12 protein-coding genes are annotated in these 17,129 nt (G+C 59.7%); 9 read left to right on the top strand and 3 right to left on the bottom strand.

The features are described 5' to 3' along the window. Nucleotides 1-24: 24 nt before the first annotated feature. The 4 genes from J5M56_RS19460 (at nucleotide 25) to J5M56_RS19475 (ending at nucleotide 6,074) form a co-directional block, all read left to right on the top strand. The gene (locus tag J5M56_RS19460) at nucleotides 25-1,947 is read left to right on the top strand and encodes a PrkA family serine protein kinase (RefSeq protein ID WP_060477464.1); all 1,923 of its coding nucleotides are present in this window, start codon (nucleotides 25-27) and stop codon (nucleotides 1,945-1,947) included. A 141-nt stretch (nucleotides 1,948-2,088) separates the two neighbouring features. Then, nucleotides 2,089-3,360 (top strand): YeaH/YhbH family protein, encoded by a 1,272-nt coding sequence (locus J5M56_RS19465; RefSeq protein ID WP_060477463.1) that lies wholly within the window; start codon nucleotides 2,089-2,091, stop codon nucleotides 3,358-3,360. Then, nucleotides 3,357-4,925, top strand: coding sequence for a SpoVR family protein (locus J5M56_RS19470; protein WP_060477462.1), 1,569 nt, complete (start codon nucleotides 3,357-3,359; stop codon nucleotides 4,923-4,925). Before J5M56_RS19465 ends, J5M56_RS19470 begins: the two co-directional genes overlap by 4 nt. Before the next feature lie 54 nt (nucleotides 4,926-4,979). Continuing rightward, nucleotides 4,980-6,074: a multifunctional CCA tRNA nucleotidyl transferase/2'3'-cyclic phosphodiesterase/2'nucleotidase/phosphatase gene (locus tag J5M56_RS19475; RefSeq protein WP_207937569.1), complete on the top strand. Its 1,095-nt coding sequence runs from the start codon at nucleotides 4,980-4,982 to the stop codon at nucleotides 6,072-6,074. A gap of 48 nt (nucleotides 6,075-6,122) precedes the next feature. Here the strand turns inward: J5M56_RS19475 and folK are convergent, their stop codons facing one another. Beyond that, nucleotides 6,123-6,632 carry a 2-amino-4-hydroxy-6-hydroxymethyldihydropteridine diphosphokinase gene (gene folK, locus J5M56_RS19480; protein WP_207937570.1) on the bottom strand — a complete coding sequence of 170 codons (510 nt, stop codon included), beginning with the start codon at nucleotides 6,630-6,632 and terminating at the stop codon, nucleotides 6,123-6,125. Continuing rightward, nucleotides 6,623-6,979 carry a dihydroneopterin aldolase gene (gene folB / locus J5M56_RS19485; protein WP_186478634.1) on the bottom strand — a complete coding sequence of 119 codons (357 nt, stop codon included), beginning with the start codon at nucleotides 6,977-6,979 and terminating at the stop codon, nucleotides 6,623-6,625. The genes folK and folB overlap by 10 nt, the downstream gene beginning before the upstream one ends. 74 nt (nucleotides 6,980-7,053) lie before the next feature. On the opposite strand from folB, the gene plsY reads away from it, so the two are divergent. After that, nucleotides 7,054-7,623, top strand: a complete 570-nt coding sequence (gene plsY / locus J5M56_RS19490) for a glycerol-3-phosphate 1-O-acyltransferase PlsY (RefSeq protein ID WP_186478633.1) — start codon at nucleotides 7,054-7,056, stop codon at nucleotides 7,621-7,623. Between the two features lie 15 nt (nucleotides 7,624-7,638). On the opposite strand, the gene tsaD is transcribed toward plsY, so the two are convergent. Continuing rightward, nucleotides 7,639-8,664, bottom strand: coding sequence for a tRNA (adenosine(37)-N6)-threonylcarbamoyltransferase complex transferase subunit TsaD (gene tsaD / locus J5M56_RS19495; protein WP_060477457.1), 1,026 nt, complete (start codon nucleotides 8,662-8,664; stop codon nucleotides 7,639-7,641). Between the two features lie 204 nt (nucleotides 8,665-8,868). Here tsaD and rpsU point away from each other — a divergent pair, with 204 nt between their 5' ends. The 4 genes from rpsU (at nucleotide 8,869) to J5M56_RS19515 (ending at nucleotide 17,127) form a co-directional block, all read left to right on the top strand. Further along, nucleotides 8,869-9,084 (top strand): 30S ribosomal protein S21, encoded by a 216-nt coding sequence (gene rpsU / locus J5M56_RS19500; protein WP_003255575.1) that lies wholly within the window; start codon nucleotides 8,869-8,871, stop codon nucleotides 9,082-9,084. A 283-nt stretch (nucleotides 9,085-9,367) separates the two neighbouring features. Beyond that, nucleotides 9,368-11,350 carry a DNA primase gene (gene dnaG, locus J5M56_RS19505; RefSeq protein WP_060477456.1) on the top strand — a complete coding sequence of 661 codons (1,983 nt, stop codon included), beginning with the start codon at nucleotides 9,368-9,370 and terminating at the stop codon, nucleotides 11,348-11,350. Between the two features lie 67 nt (nucleotides 11,351-11,417). After that, a complete protein-coding gene (gene rpoD / locus J5M56_RS19510) occupies nucleotides 11,418-13,265 on the top strand; it encodes an RNA polymerase sigma factor RpoD (RefSeq protein WP_060477455.1) in 1,848 nt (615 codons plus the stop codon). A gap of 118 nt (nucleotides 13,266-13,383) precedes the next feature. Then, entirely contained in the window at nucleotides 13,384-17,127 is a 3,744-nt protein-coding gene (locus J5M56_RS19515; RefSeq protein WP_186478631.1) for a bifunctional diguanylate cyclase/phosphodiesterase, read from the top strand. The last annotated feature ends 2 nt before the right edge of the window (nucleotides 17,128-17,129 follow it).

The following is a 17,129-nucleotide window of genomic DNA, read 5'->3' on the forward strand; positions in this document are numbered from 1 at the left end:
CAACGTATCGAGCGAGGTGACGTCATGAGTATTTTTAGCCACTTCCAACAACGTTTCGAGTCCACGCGCCAGGAAGAACTCTCGCTGCAGGAGTACCTCGAGCTGTGCAAAGAGGATCGCAGTGCCTACGCATCGGCGGCCGAACGGCTGTTGCTGGCCATCGGTGAGCCAGAGCTGATCGACACCTCTACCAACTCTAGGCTGTCGCGAATCTTCTCCAATAAGGTGATTCGCCGTTACCCGGCCTTCGCCGACTTCCATGGCATGGAAGAGTGCATCGATCAGATCGTGTCCTACTTCCGCCACGCCGCCCAAGGCCTGGAAGAGAAGAAGCAGATCCTCTATCTGCTGGGCCCGGTAGGCGGCGGTAAGTCGTCGCTGGCCGAAAAGCTCAAGCAACTGATGGAAAAGGTGCCCTTCTACGCGATCAAGGGCTCGCCAGTATTCGAATCGCCCCTGGGCCTGTTCAACCCTACCGAAGACGGGGCCATCCTTGAGGAGGAATACGGGATCTCCCGTCGCTACCTCAATACCATCATGTCGCCGTGGGCTACCAAACGCCTGCAGGAATTCGGCGGCGACATCACCAAATTCAAGGTGGTCAAGCTATACCCCTCCATCCTCAATCAGATCGCCATCGCCAAGACCGAGCCAGGCGACGAGAACAACCAGGACATCTCCGCGCTGGTGGGCAAGGTGGATATCCGCAAGCTCGAGGAATTCCCGCAGAACGACGCGGACGCCTATAGCTACTCGGGCGCCCTGTGCCGGGCCAACCAGGGCCTTATGGAATTCGTCGAGATGTTCAAGGCACCGATCAAGGTGCTGCACCCGTTGCTGACCGCGACCCAGGAAGGTAACTACAACAGTACCGAAGGCCTTGGCGCGATCCCCTATACCGGGATACTGCTCGCTCACTCGAACGAATCGGAGTGGCACACTTTCCGCAACAACAAGAACAACGAAGCGTTCATCGACCGGATCTACATCGTCAAGGTGCCGTACTGCCTGCGGGTTAGCGACGAGATCAAGATCTACGACAAGCTCTTGATCAACAGCTCGCTTTCCAAGGCCCATTGCGCGCCGGACACCCTCAAGATGCTCGCTCAGTTCACCGTACTGTCGCGGCTCAAGGAGCCTGAGAACTCCAACATCTACTCGAAGATGCGGGTATACGACGGCGAGAATCTCAAGGACACCGACCCTAAAGCCAAGTCGATCCAGGAGTACCGTGACGCAGCAGGCGTCGATGAAGGCATGAACGGTCTGTCTACCCGCTTCGCCTTCAAGATCCTCTCCAAAGTGTTCAACTTCGACCCACACGAAGTTGCGGCCAACCCTGTTCACCTGCTGTATGTGCTGGAGCAGCAGATCGAGCAGGAACAGTTCCCGGCCGAGGTGCGTGAGCGCTACCTGCGCTACCTGAAGGAATACCTGGCACCGCGCTACATCGAGTTCATCGGCAAGGAAATCCAGACCGCTTATCTGGAGTCCTACAGCGAATACGGGCAGAACATCTTCGATCGCTATGTGCTGTATGCCGACTTCTGGATTCAGGACCAGGAATACCGCGACCCGGAAACCGGCGAAATTCTCAACCGCATTGCCCTGAACGAAGAGCTGGAAAAGATCGAAAAACCCGCAGGCATCAGCAATCCGAAGGACTTCCGCAACGAAATCGTCAACTTCGTACTGCGTGCCCGCGCCAACAACAATGGCAAGAACCCCAGCTGGCTCAGCTACGAGAAGCTGCGGGTGGTGATCGAGAAGAAAATGTTCTCCAACACCGAAGACCTGCTGCCGGTCATCAGCTTCAATGCCAAGGCCAGCAAGGAGGACCAACAGAAACACAACGACTTCGTCACGCGGATGGTGGAGCGTGGCTACACCGACAAGCAGGTGCGCCTGCTGTCGGAATGGTACCTGCGGGTCAGAAAATCGCAATAAAGCGGCAAGCTACAAGCCGCATGCAGCAAGCTAACCAGCGCCGAGCGCAAGCCCGGCGCTCTAGCTTGCAGCAGCGGTGGCTGCACTTTCCTGCAGCCTGAAGCTTGTGGCTTGCAGCTGCTCCCAGCTACCGGAGGGACCATGAGCTACGTTATCGACCGACGCCTGAACGGCAAGAACAAGAGTACGGTCAACCGCCAGCGCTTCCTGCGGCGGTACCGTGAACACATCAAGAAGGCCGTTGAAGAGGCCGTAAGCCGCCGTTCCATCATGGACATGGAGCACGGTGAGCAGATCAGCATTCCTGGACGCGACATCGATGAACCGGTGCTGCACCACGGCCGTGGTGGCAAGCAGACCATCGTCCATCCAGGCAATAAGGAATTCACCGCTGGCGAACATATTCCGAGGCCCCAAGGCGGTGGGGGTGGTGGCGGCCGCGGCAAGGCCGGCAATTCCGGCGAGGGCATGGATGACTTCGTTTTCCAGATTACTCAGGAAGAATTCCTCGAATTCATGTTCGAGGACTTGGAACTGCCCAACCTGGTCAAACGCCACTTGACCGGTGCCGACACCTACAAGACCGTGCGTGCCGGTATCGCTAACGAAGGCAATCCTTCGCGTATCAACATCGTGCGCACTCTGCGCTCGGCACATGCCCGACGTATCGCCCTGACAGGCAGCAGCCGTGGGTTGCTGCGAGAAGCACAGAAGGAGCTAGACCGGCTAAAAGTCGAGGAACCCGACAATTTCACCGACATCCAGGAAGTCGAACAGGAGATCGAACGGCTCAAGGCACGCATCAACCGCCTGCCCTTCCTCGATACGTTCGACCTCAAGTACAACCTGCTGGTCAAACAGCCCAACCCCAGTTCCAAGGCGGTGATGTTCTGCCTGATGGACGTATCTGGTTCGATGACCCAGGCCACCAAAGACATCGCCAAGCGCTTTTTCATACTGCTGTATCTGTTCCTGAAGCGAAACTATGACCGCATCGAAGTAGTGTTCATTCGCCATCACACAAGCGCGCGTGAAGTCGACGAGGAAGAATTTTTCTACTCCCGCGAAACCGGCGGCACCATCGTTTCCAGTGCGCTGAAAATGATGCAGGAGATCATGGCCGAACGGTACCCAGCCGCCGACTGGAACATCTACGCCGCTCAGGCCTCCGACGGTGACAACTGGAACGACGACTCGCCGATCTGTCGTGAAATCCTGACCAAGCAGATCATGCCGCATGTGCAGTACTACACTTACGTCGAGATCACCCCGCGTGAGCACCAGGCGTTGTGGTACGAGTACGAGCGAATCGGTGAGGCCTTCCCAGACACCTTCGCCCAGCAGCAGTTGGTATCGGCCGGTGATATCTATCCGGTCTTCCGTGAACTCTTTCAGCGCAGGTTAGCCACATGACCGCCAGAGCACAGAGACGCCAACCCATTTCCACCGGCTCCGAATGGACGTTCGAGCTGATCCAGACCTACGACCGTGAAATCAGCCGGCTGGCCGCTAGATACGCCCTGGACACCTATCCCAACCAAATCGAGGTGATCACCGCAGAGCAGATGATGGATGCCTATGCTTCCGTCGGCATGCCTCTGGGTTATCACCATTGGTCCTACGGCAAGCAATTCCTCAGTACAGAAAAGTCCTATAGCCGCGGGCAAATGGGCCTGGCGTACGAGATCGTGATCAATTCCGACCCGTGCATCGCGTACTTGATGGAAGAAAACACCATGTGCATGCAGGCACTGGTAATCGCCCACGCCTGCTATGGGCACAACAGCTTCTTCAAAGGCAACTACCTGTTCCGCACCTGGACGGATGCCACATCGATCATCGACTACCTGGTGTTCGCCAAGCAGTACATCGCCCAATGCGAAGAACGTCACGGCATCGATGCTGTGGAAGACCTCATCGACTCCTGCCACGCGCTAATGAACTATGGCGTGGACCGCTATAAACGCCCCTATCCCATCTCTGCCGAAGAGGAGCGCCGGCGCCAGAAAGACCGTGAAGAACACCTGCAGCGGCAGATCAATGACCTGTGGCGCACGATCCCCAAAAGCGCGGAAAAGGGCGGCGAGCGCGACGATGCGCGCTTCCCCTCCGAGCCCCAGGAAAACATTCTCTACTTCATCGAGAAGAACGCCCCACTGCTCGAACCCTGGCAGCGCGAAGTGGTGCGCATCGTGCGCAAGATCGCTCAGTACTTCTACCCCCAGCGCCAGACGCAAGTCATGAACGAAGGCTGGGCAACTTTCTGGCATTACACGCTGATGAACGACCTGTATGACGAAGGCCTCATCACCGAAGGCTTCATGATGGAGTTTCTGCAGTCGCATACCAGTGTGGTGTTCCAGCCTGGCTTCGACAGCCCGTACTACAGCGGCATCAACCCCTATGCGCTGGGCTTTGCCATGTACACTGACATTCGCCGCATGTGCGAAAACCCAACCGACGAGGATCGCCACTGGTTCCCCGACATTGCCGGCAGTGACTGGCTTTCAACCCTTAAGTTCGCCATGAGCAGTTTCAAGGACGAGAGCTTCATCCTGCAGTACCTGTCACCCAAGGTGATGCGCGATTTGAAGCTGTTCAGCATCCTCGACGACGATCAGCGTGATGACCTACTGGTGCCTGCCATCCATGACGAAGCAGGCTACCGCATCATCCGTGAGCAGTTGGCCGCCCAATACAACCTTGGCAACCGCGAACCCAACGTGCAGATCTGGAGCATCGACCGTCGTGGCGACCGCTCGCTCACGCTGCGTCACCAGCAGCACAACCGTAAACCTCTGGGCGACTCGACCGAGGAAGTGCTCAAGCATCTGCACCGGCTGTGGGGCTTTGATATCCACCTGGAGACAGTCCAGGGTGACAAAGTGATCAAGACTCACCACATGCCGCCGCGAGGTGAGCACGCCGATAGCGGTGACTATGGGCGCATGGACCTTGCCGTGGTTCACCACCTCTGATGCACCGCCATAACTGCCAACGGGGTATCCTGTTGGCAGTTATGGAGGCTGCACATGCACATCTACAAAGTCGGCGGAGCAGTACGCGACCGCTTGCTCGGGCGCCCGGTCAGCGATATCGACTGGCTGGTGGTAGGCGCTACGGCAGAAGAAATGCACGCCAAGGGCTATCGCCCGGTGGGTGCTGACTTTCCGGTTTTCCTGCATCCAACCACGGGAGAGGAATACGCACTGGCACGCACCGAACGCAAAAGCGGGCGCGGCTATGGCGGGTTCACCTTTCACGCAAGCCCTGACGTAACACTGGAACAAGATCTGATCCGCCGCGACCTGACCATCAACGCGATGGCCGAGGATGAGCACGGCACAGTCTACGACCCGTATCACGGCCAGGCAGACCTTGAGCAACGCATCTTGCGGCACGTTTCTGCTGCGTTCGCCGAAGACCCCTTGCGCGTGCTTCGGGTTGCCCGCTTTGCCGCCCGCTACGCGCCCTTGGGTTTTCAAGTTGCCGATGAGACATTGGCGCTGATGCGCCAGATCGCCGAGTCGGGCGAGTTGCAGGCGCTGACAGCCGAGCGTAGCTGGAAAGAAATAGAGCGGGCGCTGATGGAAAGCCAGCCTCAAGTCTTCATTCAGGTATTACACAGTTGCGGGGCCCTGAGGGAGCTGATGCCCGAGCTTGAGTATGGCGCGGATACAACAATGGCGCTGCAGCGAGCGGCTCAGCACCAGCAGCCACTGGCGGTGCGATGGGCCTGCTTGCTGCGAGCCCTGGAGCCGGCTGCCATCAAAGCGCTCAATCAGCGCTTCAAGGTGCCGCGCGAGTGTCAGGAACTGGCTCTGCTGGTGGCTGAATGGGCACCATTGGCCGACGACGCATTGCAACTGGCGCCGGCAAAACTGCTGGAAATGCTGCAAAAATTCGACGTCTATCGGCGGCCGCAGCGGTTCGAGGATTTTCTTGCAGCGTGCCAGATGGCCGTATCGGTAGGTTATCCACAGGCTGCTTACTTACGCGGGGCAGCGACGGCAGCCCGGACGGTTGATGCACAGGCCCTGATGCGATCGGGGCTAACCGGCCAAGGCTTGGGCGAGGCGCTCAAGGATGCACGGCTTACAGCGCTAGAGGCATACAAAGGCGACTGAACCTGCCGGCCTCTTCTCCGCTAAAGGCGCGAAGAGGCCGGCACATACTTACAATGCGGTCAGCTGCAACCCACGCCACTCGAAGGCGACAGGCGCCAGCACTTGGTCGATCTGCGCTTCCTGCCATAACTGCGACATGCACTTCCCTGCCCCAGGGTGCACCAAGTCCGGTGCCAACAGCGACAATGGCCACAGCACAAAAGCGTTTTTCAGAATCTCCGCCCTCGGCAACACCAGCCCGTCGAATGTGCCGTGCAGGTCGTCGTACATGAGCACATCGATATCCAGGGGCAAGCCCTTGCGCTCTGGCGCATAGCGGCCGTTGTCCGCCTCGATGAACTTGAGCCGGCGGTCCAGCTCCAGCAGCGGCAGATCGGTCTTGCCGGTGACGACGAAGTTGATGAACGGCCCACTCTTGATGCCTACCGCCTGGCTCTCGAAGGCTGGTGAACAACGCAGATCACTGAGAATGGCGGCCAATGCATCGAGCCCCGCGCACAAGTGCTGGTAGCGATCGGTATTGCTGCCAAGGCCCAGGTAAACCGTGCTCAGAGACATCCGCGCTCGATCTCCACGCCAACACCGCCGCGGGCCGCTGGAACGGCGCCCGGCTTGGTCAGCTTCAGTCGCACCCAGGGAATGTTGAATTCTTCCATCAGCGTCGCCACCAGCCGTTCGGCGAAGGTTTCCACCAGCTCGAAGCGCGCCTGCTCGGCGAACGCCTGCACACGCGCCGAAACACTGGCGTAGTCCAGCGCCAGGTTCAGGTCATCACCGGCTGCCGCAGGGCGGTTGTCCCAGGCGAAACTAAGGTCCAGGCGCAGGCACTGGCGGATATCCCGTTCCCAGTCATAGGCACCAATGACGGTATCGACTTCCAGGCCTTCGATGAACACTCTGTCCAAGCACTTCTCTCCACAGCACGACAAGGGCGACGGGCGCCGTTAGAATCAGGGCGTCCTCGCCCGGAATAGTTAGCATGTTTTGGTTACTGGCGCTGCTCGCCTACCTGCTTGGCTCGCTGTCCTTCGCCATCCTCCTAAGCCGCCTTTCAGGCAGCCCGGACCCGCGTTCCAGCGGATCGGGCAATGCTGGCGCCACCAACATGCTACGCCTGGCGGGCCGTAAAATGGCGATCCTGACCCTGCTGGGCGACCTGTGCAAGGGCTTGTTACCGGTTCTGCTCGCCCGCGCTGCCGGCCTTGGCCTGCAGGAGCAGGCATGGATCGGCGTTTGCGCAGTGCTCGGTCACCTGTTCCCACTGTATTTTCGGTTTCGCGGAGGTAAAGGTGTCGCCACCGCGGCCGGCATGCTCACGGCACTGTATTTTCCAGCGGCGTTACTTGCCGTCGGCGCTTGGCTTCTGACCTTCTACCTCACCCGCACAAGCTCCCTGGCGGCTCTGGTTGCTACCCCGCTGACCCTGCCATTGCTGGCTTGGCGCGAACCAGAGGCACTCCTGCCGATCGCCGTTCTGACAGTGATGATCGTCTGGCGCCACCGCAGCAATTTGCGCGACTTGTTTGCCGGGCGCGAAAGGCATTTCTGACGCCCCCGTAGGCATTCACAAAGGTGGCAACTGCTCCATCGGCCAGCGCGCTTGCACGCTGATCGCCAGGTCCTGCTGCTGGCCGGCGAGCAGGCGCTGACAACCGGCGTAGGCAATCATCGCGCCGTTATCGGTACAGAACTGCGGTCGCGCGTAGTAAACATTGCCCTTCAGACCTGCCAGCATCTCTTCCAGCGAGGCACGCAATGCTTTGTTGGCACTCACACCGCCTGCGATCACCAGGCGCTTGAGGCCAGTTTGCTTAAGTGCGCGCTTGCACTTGATGGTCAGAGTCTCCACCACCGCCTGCTGGAATGCCAGGGATACGTCGCAACGAGTTTGCTCGCTGTCGTCACCAGCGCTCTTGCACTGCTGCCAAGTATTCAGAGCGAAGGTCTTGAGGCCGCTGAAGCTGAACTCAAGGCCCGGTCGGTCGGTCATTGGCCGCGGGAACACAAAGCGCCCCGGCACACCCTGCTGTGCCAGGCGGGCGATCTCCGGGCCGCCTGGGTAGTTGAGGCCGATCAGCTTGGCGGTCTTGTCGAAGGCTTCACCAGCAGCATCGTCCAGGCTCTCGCCCAACAAGGCGTACTGGCCGATGCCATCTACCCGCACCAACTGGGTATGGCCCCCGGAAACCAGCAAAGCGACGAACGGAAACTGGGGCGGGTTCTGCTCCAGCATCGGTGCCAGTAAATGGCCTTCCATATGATGCACGCCAATCGCCGGGATATCCCAGGCGAAGGCCAGGGCCTGGGCGCACGATGCGCCGACCAGCAGCGCGCCGACCAGGCCAGGGCCTGCGGTGTAGGCGATCGCGTCGATATCTGTTGCAACGCAACCGGCCTCCTCCAGCACCTGGCGGATGAGCGGTAGCATGCGTTTGACATGGTCACGCGAGGCAAGCTCGGGTACCACGCCACCAAATACGCGGTGCAGGTCGATCTGACTGAACAGCGCGTCGGCTAACAAACCGCGCTCGCTGTCGTATAATGCGACGCCGGTTTCGTCGCAGGATGTTTCTAATCCCAGTACTAGCATGGGCTCGTCCCTTGTAGGGGCTGAATTCGAAGCCGCGCATGATAGTCCCCGTGCCGGGTGCCGACCAGCGGTTTTCGATCAGAGGCTTTGCATTCCGGCGTACTAAGGGTTAACATCCGCAACCCTTGAAAACCGACGTTCTCCAGCACACCTTTGTTTTGCCAGGAGCACGTCTACCCCGGTAATGAATTAAGGTAGCCCTGGATGCCAGCCGTCAAAGTTAAAGAGAACGAACCCTTCGACGTAGCTCTGCGTCGTTTCAAGCGCTCCTGCGAAAAAGCCGGTGTACTGGCTGAAGTTCGTAGCCGCGAGTTTTACGAGAAGCCGACCGCCGAGCGTAAGCGCAAAGCAGCTGCTGCTGTTAAGCGTCACGCCAAGAAAGTTCAGCGCGAACAGCGCCGCGCCGTTCGTCTGTACTAATACAGGCGTTCTACGCTAGAGCTTCTGCCTTGCCCGGCTCACCGCCGGGCTGATGGCAGCGGTTTGCTTGGCCTTGAGCAGCTAGCTCGAGGAGCCTGCCGCAACACGCAGCGGGCAAAAGGTTTCAAAGCGTCAGAGCTGGCTTCGGCCAGGCGTGCACGTCCTGACTGACGAGCCCTCGGCAACCTGGGCTGGCGACGAGCACACACCCCCTCGTACTTCTCCTAGCATCGCTCGCCCCCGTTAGCGTTTAGACTTGCCAGTTCCAGATGACGAGACTGCCATGGCCGGGCTGATTCCCCAAAGCTTCATCGACGACCTGATCAACCGCCTCGACATCGTCGACGTGGTGAGTTCACGCGTTCAGCTGAAAAAAACCGGCAAGAACTACTCTGCCTGCTGCCCGTTCCACAAGGAAAAAACCCCATCCTTCACGGTCAGCCCCGACAAGCAGTTCTATTACTGTTTCGGCTGCGGGGCTGGTGGCAACGCCCTTGGCTTCGTCATGGACCACGACAACCTGGACTTCCCCCAGGCCGTCGAGGAACTGGCCCGTGCTGCTGGCATGGAAGTACCCAGGGAGCAAGGCCGTCGCGACAACAAACCGCGCCAGCCAACCGACTCGCCGCTGTACCCGCTGCTGGATGCAGCCTCGGAGTTCTACCGCCAGGCCCTGCGCAGCCACCCAAGCCGCAAGGCAGCAGTGGATTACCTCAAAGGCCGCGGGCTGTCCGGTGAAATCGCCAGGGACTTCGGCCTGGGTTTCGCACCACCGGGCTGGGACAACCTGCTCAAGCACCTGGGCGCCGATAGCCTGCAGCAAAAAGTCATGATTGACGCCGGCCTGCTGATCGAGAACGCCGAAAGCGGCAAACGCTACGACCGCTTCCGCGACCGGGTAATGTTCCCCATCCGTGACAGTCGCGGGCGCATCATCGCCTTTGGGGGCCGGGTATTGGGTGACGACAAGCCCAAGTACCTCAACTCACCGGAAACCCCGGTATTCCACAAAGGCCAGGAACTGTACGGGCTGTATGAGGCTCGCAAACACAACCGCAACCTCGACGAAATCATCGTCGTCGAAGGCTACATGGACGTCATCGCACTGGCCCAGCAAGGCTTGCGCAATGCTGTCGCCACCCTGGGCACCGCCACTAGCGAAGAACACCTCAAGCGCCTGTTCCGAGTAGTACCCAGCGTGCTGTTCTGCTTCGATGGCGACCAGGCCGGGCGCAAGGCCGCTTGGCGCGCACTGGAGTCCACCCTTTCCGCCCTGCAGGACGGGCGCCGGGCGCGATTTCTGTTCCTGCCCGAAGGCGAAGACCCAGACAGCCTGGTGCGCGCCGAAGGCACCGACGCATTCATGGCGCGGATCAACCAGCACGCACAACCACTGGCCGATTACTTTTTCGAGCAACTGAGCAACGAAGCCGATCCACGTTCGTTGGAAGGCAAGGCACACATGGCCACCTTGGCTGCACCGTTGATCGAAAAGATCCCCGGAGCCAACCTGCGCCAGCTCATGCGCAACCGCCTCAAAGAAATCACCGGCCTCGACCCGCAGCAGGTCGAGCAACTGGCACAGCATGCCCCAGCGGCCAGCCCGGTGCCCGATTACGACCCAGGCTATGACTACGATGCCATGGCCAGCTACACACCCGACTACGGCGACATGCCACTGCCCGACTACGCTGCCGTTCATCAGGAACCGGAGTGGAAGCCAAACAAAGGCGGGGGCAAAAAGCCATGGAGCGATAAGCCCTGGGACAAGAACCGCAAAGGCGGCAAGCCCTGGCAACGGCGCGACGAAGCCCCGCCACGGGTACCGGCGCCAGTCGAACCGCCGACCCTGGCGGCCCTTCGCACCTTGCTGCACCACCCGCTGCTGGCCGGCAAGGTCGAGGACGCCAGCCATTTCGCCGACGAAGAACATTTGTACAGCCAGCTATTGGTAGCATTGATCGAAGCTGCTCAGAAAAATCCTGGGCTAAGCTCAATGCAGCTGATCGCACGCTGGCACGGCACAGAACAAGGCCGCCTGCTGCGCGCGCTGGCAGAAAAGGAATGGTTGATCGTGGCTGACAACCTTGAACAACAGTTTTTCGACACCATAACTAGCTTGTCCGCCCGCCAACGCGAGCGCAGCCTGGAACAACTGCTCAGGAAATCACGTCAAAGCGAATTGACCAGCGAGGAAAAATCCCAGCTTCTCGCCTTGCTGAGCCGGAATGTTCCCGCACAAACGCCGACCTCATCTGGCGCGTGAGGCCCATGCTCGGGTATAATCCTCGGCTTGTTTTTTGCCCGCCAAGACCTTCAGTGGATAGGGTGTTATGTCCGGAAAAGCGCAACAGCAGTCTCGTATCAAAGAGTTGATCACCCGCGGTCGTGAGCAGGGCTACCTGACTTACGCGGAGGTCAACGACCACCTGCCTGAGGATATTTCAGATCCTGAACAGGTGGAAGACATCATCCGCATGATCAACGACATGGGGATCAACGTATTCGAGAGTGCTCCGGATGCGGATGCCCTTCTGTTGGCGGAAGCCGACACCGACGAAGCAGCGGCCGAAGAAGCCGCTGCTGCGTTGGCGGCAGTTGAAACCGATATCGGCCGCACGACCGACCCTGTGCGCATGTACATGCGTGAAATGGGTACCGTCGAGCTGCTGACCCGCGAAGGCGAAATCGAAATCGCCAAGCGGATCGAGGAAGGCATCCGTGAAGTCATGGGCGCCATCGCTCATTTCCCGGGCACTGTCGACTACATCCTCGGCGAATACGACCGCGTCACCGCCGAAGGTGGCCGCCTGTCAGACGTTCTCAGCGGTTATATCGACCCTGATGACAACATCGCCGCGCCGACCGACGAGGTGCCAGTCCCTGGTGCCAAGGCGCCTGCCGCCAAGGAAGAATCGGAAGACGAAGAGGAAGAAAGTGACGGCGACGACGAGGAAGAGACCGAAAGCGGTCCTGACCCTGTCATCGCGGCCCAGCGCTTCGGCGCCGTTGCCGACCAGCTTCAGGTCACGTCCAAGGTCCTGAAAAAGCACGACCGTAGCGCCAAGGAAAGCATCGAAGCGCTGCAGGCCCTTGCTGACCTGTTCATGCCGATCAAGCTCGTGCCTAAGCAGTTCGACGTTCTGGTCGAGCGTGTGCGCGATGCCTTGAGCCGTCTGCGTCAGCAGGAGCGCGCGATCATGCAGCTGTGTGTGCGTGACGCCCGTATGCCGCGTGCCGACTTCCTGCGCCTGTTCCCAGGCAACGAAACCGACCAGACCTGGTCCGGTGACCTGGCCAAACGCAGCACCAAATGGGCTGCCGCCCTGGGTGAAAAGGACGCCGCGATCGTCGCCTGCCAGCAGAAGCTGATCGACCTTGAGAACGAAACCGGTCTGACCGTTGCCGAAATCAAGGAAATCAACCGTCGCATGTCCATCGGTGAGGCCAAGGCCCGCCGCGCCAAGAAGGAAATGGTCGAGGCGAACCTGCGTCTGGTGATCTCCATCGCCAAGAAGTACACCAACCGTGGCTTGCAGTTCCTGGACCTGATTCAGGAAGGCAACATCGGCCTGATGAAGGCGGTGGACAAGTTCGAATACCGTCGCGGCTACAAGTTCTCGACCTACGCCACGTGGTGGATCCGTCAGGCAATCACCCGCTCGATCGCCGACCAGGCGCGCACCATCCGTATTCCGGTGCACATGATCGAGACGATCAACAAGCTCAACCGTATTTCCCGCCAGATGTTGCAGGAAATGGGCCGTGAACCGACCCCGGAAGAGCTTGGTGAGCGCATGGAAATGCCTGAGGACAAGATCCGTAAGGTATTGAAGATCGCCAAAGAGCCGATCTCCATGGAAACCCCGATCGGTGATGACGAAGATTCGCACCTGGGCGACTTCATCGAGGACTCGACCATGCAGTCCCCAATCGACGTAGCCACGGTCGAAAGCCTCAAGGAAGCGACCCGTGACGTGCTCTCGGGGCTGACCGCACGGGAAGCCAAGGTGCTGCGCATGCGTTTCGGTATCGATATGAACACTGACCACACCCTCGAAGAGGTGGGCAAGCAGTTCGACGTGACCCGTGAACGGATCCGTCAGATCGAAGCGAAGGCGTTGCGCAAGTTGCGCCACCCGACTCGCAGCGAGCACTTGCGCTCCTTCCTCGACGAGTGATGACGAACCCCGGCCCAGGCCGGGGTTTTTCTTATCCGACAAATAGTTGTGTTCAGTTGCTCGGCAGGCGTAATGCCCGGCTACACTCGACTTCAGACCACCTGAATGCGAGGCCCCTATGCTGCCGATGCCGGCCATTCTGTTGTCGTTCCTGATGCTGTGGAACACAGCGGCCGGCGCCCTGACCCTGACAGACGATGAAAAAACCTGGCTCACTGCCCACCCGCAGTTGAGGCTGGGCGTCGACGCCTCTTGGCCACCGTTCGAATTTCGTGACCAGGAGGGCCGGTACCAGGGATTGGCCGCCGACTACATCGCTTTGATCCAGGACCGTCTTGGGGTATCACTCAAACCGGTCGAACCCACTAGCTGGACCGAGGTGCTGCAGCAGGCACGCGATGGCCGGATCGATCTATTGCCGGGGATCATGTCAACGCCCGAACGCCAAGGTTACCTGGCTTTCACCCGCCCCTACCTCGACTTCCCCATCGTTATCCTGGCCCACGAGAAAGGCCCGCAGCCACGCACGCTCAAAGACTTGTACGGGCTGAAGGTGGCGGTTGTGGAGAACTACGCCCCTCACGAACTGCTGCGTACCCATCACCCAGACCTTAACCTGGTGGCCTTGCCCAATGTGAGTTCTGCTCTGCAGGCCTTGGCCACCGATGCGGTCGACGCCGTGGTCGGCGATCTCGCCTCGAGCATCTGGAGCCTGCGCCAACTCAAACTGGAAGGGCTGTATGTCAGCGGCGACACGCCTTATCGTTACCAGCTGGCAATGGCCGCCCCCCGCGACCAGCAGGCACTGATTGGCATCCTCGACAAAGTGATAGCCGACATGTCCAGCGATGAGGTCAGTGAGATCCAGCAACGCTGGGTGGGCAACGTCGTGGACCAACGCAGCTTCTGGCAGGACACGCTGCTCTACGGCCTGCCCGCCGTGTTGTTGCTGATTGCCATTCTGGCGGCGGTCATTCGCATCAATCGCCGCCTCAGCTCGGAAATTTCCCGGCGCATAGCGCTGGAGCAGGAGCTGCGCAGCAGCGAATATCATTACCGCGGCCTGATCGAAAGCCTGTCGGCCATCGCCTGGGAGGCCGACGCCAACGACTTCACTTACAGCTATGTTTCACCCCACGCCGAAGATCTGCTGGGCTACCCGCTGCATGACTGGCTCAAGCCTGGCTTCTGGCGCAGCATTCTGCACCCTGACGATGCGCTCTGGGCCCAGGCCTTGTGCGAAAGCGAAACCGCCGCGGGGCGGGACCATAGCCTTGATTACCGGGTTATGCGCGCCGATGGCCAGCCGCTATGGGTGCGCAACATCGTCAGCATGATCGAGCACGGCCCCCGCCCGCTCATGCGTGGCCTGATGATCGACATCAGTGAAACCAAACGTACCGAAGATGCTTTGCGGCTGTCGCAACAGAAGTTCGCCTCGGTGTTCGAGCAATGCCCGGACATCCTGTTGATCGCACGGCACAGCGACGGCGTGCTGCTGGAAGTCAATGAAGCCTTCGAAGAACAAATTGGCTTAAGCCCGGGTCAGGTGATCGGCCGCACCGCCACCGAGCTCAATTTGTGGGCAAAGGAAGGTATGGGCCCGAAGCTGCTGGAGCGCCTGCATCAAGGGGGCATCCGCAATGTGGAAATGACCTTCCGGCGCAACGACGGCGAGTTGTTCACGGGGCTTACTTCAGCCGAAACCTTCGAGCTGGACGGCAGCCTGGCGCTGGTGGTGGCAGTGCGCGATATCAGCCAGCTCAAACAAACCCAGCAACAACTGCAAACCTCCGAAGAGAAGTTCGCCAAGGCTTTCCACGCCTCGCCGGACGGGCTGCTGCTGTCGCGTCAAAGCGATGGCTTGCTGCTGGAAGTCAACGAAGGTTTTTGCCGCCTGACCGGTTACGAGTTCAACACACCGATCGACCAGACTTCGTTCGATCTCGGGATCTGGGTCGACCTCAATGAGCGCAAGCGTTTGATCGGCCAGCTGGGCCGAGATGGCTTCGTGCGTGACTTCAGTTGCCACATCCGCCGCAGCGATGGGCAAATCCGCCTTTGCGAGCTATCGGCAAGGCCGCTGCCAATCGGTGGTGTGGACTGCATGCTGACCATCGCCCGTGACATCACCGAGCGCCACCTGATGCAGGAAAAACTGCAGCTGGCTGCAACCGTGTTCGAAAACACTGCCGAAGGTGTATTGATCACCGACACCGACCAACGCATCAGCGCGGTCAACCGCGCCTTCAGTGAAATCACCGGCTACAGCGAGATCGAAGCCCTTGGCCAGACCCCGCGCCTGCTTGCCTCAGGCCAGCATGACAGCGCGTTCTACATCGCCATGTGGCACCAGCTCACCGCTGAAGGCCACTGGCAAGGCGAGATCTACAACAAGCGCAAAAATGGCGAGCTGTACCCCAGCTGGCTGACGATCAGCGCCGTACGCAACAGTGAGCATGTCATCACACACTTCGTCGCGGTATTTGCCGACATTTCCAGCATCAAGCACGCCCAGGCCAAGCTCGACTACCAGGCCCACCACGACCCGCTCACCGGCCTGCCCAACCGCGCGCTGTTCGAAAACCGCCTGCAAGCTGCGTTGACCTGCGCACAAGTGTCCAACCGCCAGGGCGCAGTGCTGTTCTTGGACCTTGACCGTTTCAAACACATCAACGACAGCCTCGGCCACCCGGTCGGCGATCTATTGCTAAAAGGCATCGCGCAACGCCTCAAGGAGCAGGTGCGCGACGTCGACACCGTGGCCCGCCTGGGTGGCGACGAGTTCATCATCCTGCTGCCGGGGCTTCACAAACCCACCGATGCCCAGGCTATCGCCAACAAATTGCTAGCGTGCTTCGTCGCCCCGTTCCAGGCGGGCGAGCACGAGTTTTTCACCAGCGCCAGTATCGGCACCAGCCTCTATCCGCAGGACGGCACCGACGTCGCGACCTTGATCCGCAACGCCGACGCCGCCATGTATCGCTCCAAAGCCAAAGGCCGCAACCGTGTGGAAGCCTACACCTGCGACCTGACCGTGCAGGCCAGCGAACGCATCGCCATGGAGCATGAACTGCGCCGCGCCATCGAGCGTAACGAGATGAGCCTGAGCTTCCAGCCCAAGCTGAGCCTCAAGACCCAGACGCTGGTGGGCGCCGAAGCGTTGATCCGCTGGAGCCACCCGACCTTTGGCGAAGTACCGCCTGAGCACTTCATTCACCTGGCCGAAGAGAACGGGACCATCTTGCAGCTAGGGGACTGGGTGCTGGAGCAGGCGTGCCAGCAGATGCACAGTTGGAAGAAGACCTACAGGGCCTTTGGCCCCCTGTCGATCAACCTCGCGGGGGCACAACTGCGCCAACCCAACCTTGCCAAACGTATCGAGCACCTGCTGAAGGTGTATCAACTGACGGCAGGCGACCTGCAGCTGGAAATCACCGAAAACTTCATCATGAGCCAGGCCGAAGAAGCCCTGGCCGTGCTGCATCAACTCAAGCAATTGGGCGTGCAGCTGGCGATCGATGACTTCGGCACCGGCTATTCATCGCTCAGCTACCTCAAGCGCCTGCCGCTGGACATCCTGAAAATCGACAAATCGTTCATCCGTGGCTTGCCGGATGACCCCCACGACGCCGCAATCGCCCGCGCCATCATCGCCCTGGGGCGCAGCATGCAGCTGACGATAATCGCCGAAGGGGTAGAGAACCAGGCACAGCAGCGTTTCCTTGCCGCTGAAGGCTGCGAGCAGATTCAGGGATACATCGTTAGCCTGCCATTGCCACCTGATGAATTCGCAGCGAGCTTTCTTCGTATAGCACTAAGCGATCTTTCGGATGGCACGGTATCGAAACCCTCGTTATAATC

The sequence above is a fragment of the Pseudomonas sp. 51_B genome, assembly GCF_017491595.1.
GTDB lineage: Bacteria > Pseudomonadota > Gammaproteobacteria > Pseudomonadales > Pseudomonadaceae > Aquipseudomonas > Aquipseudomonas promysalinigenes.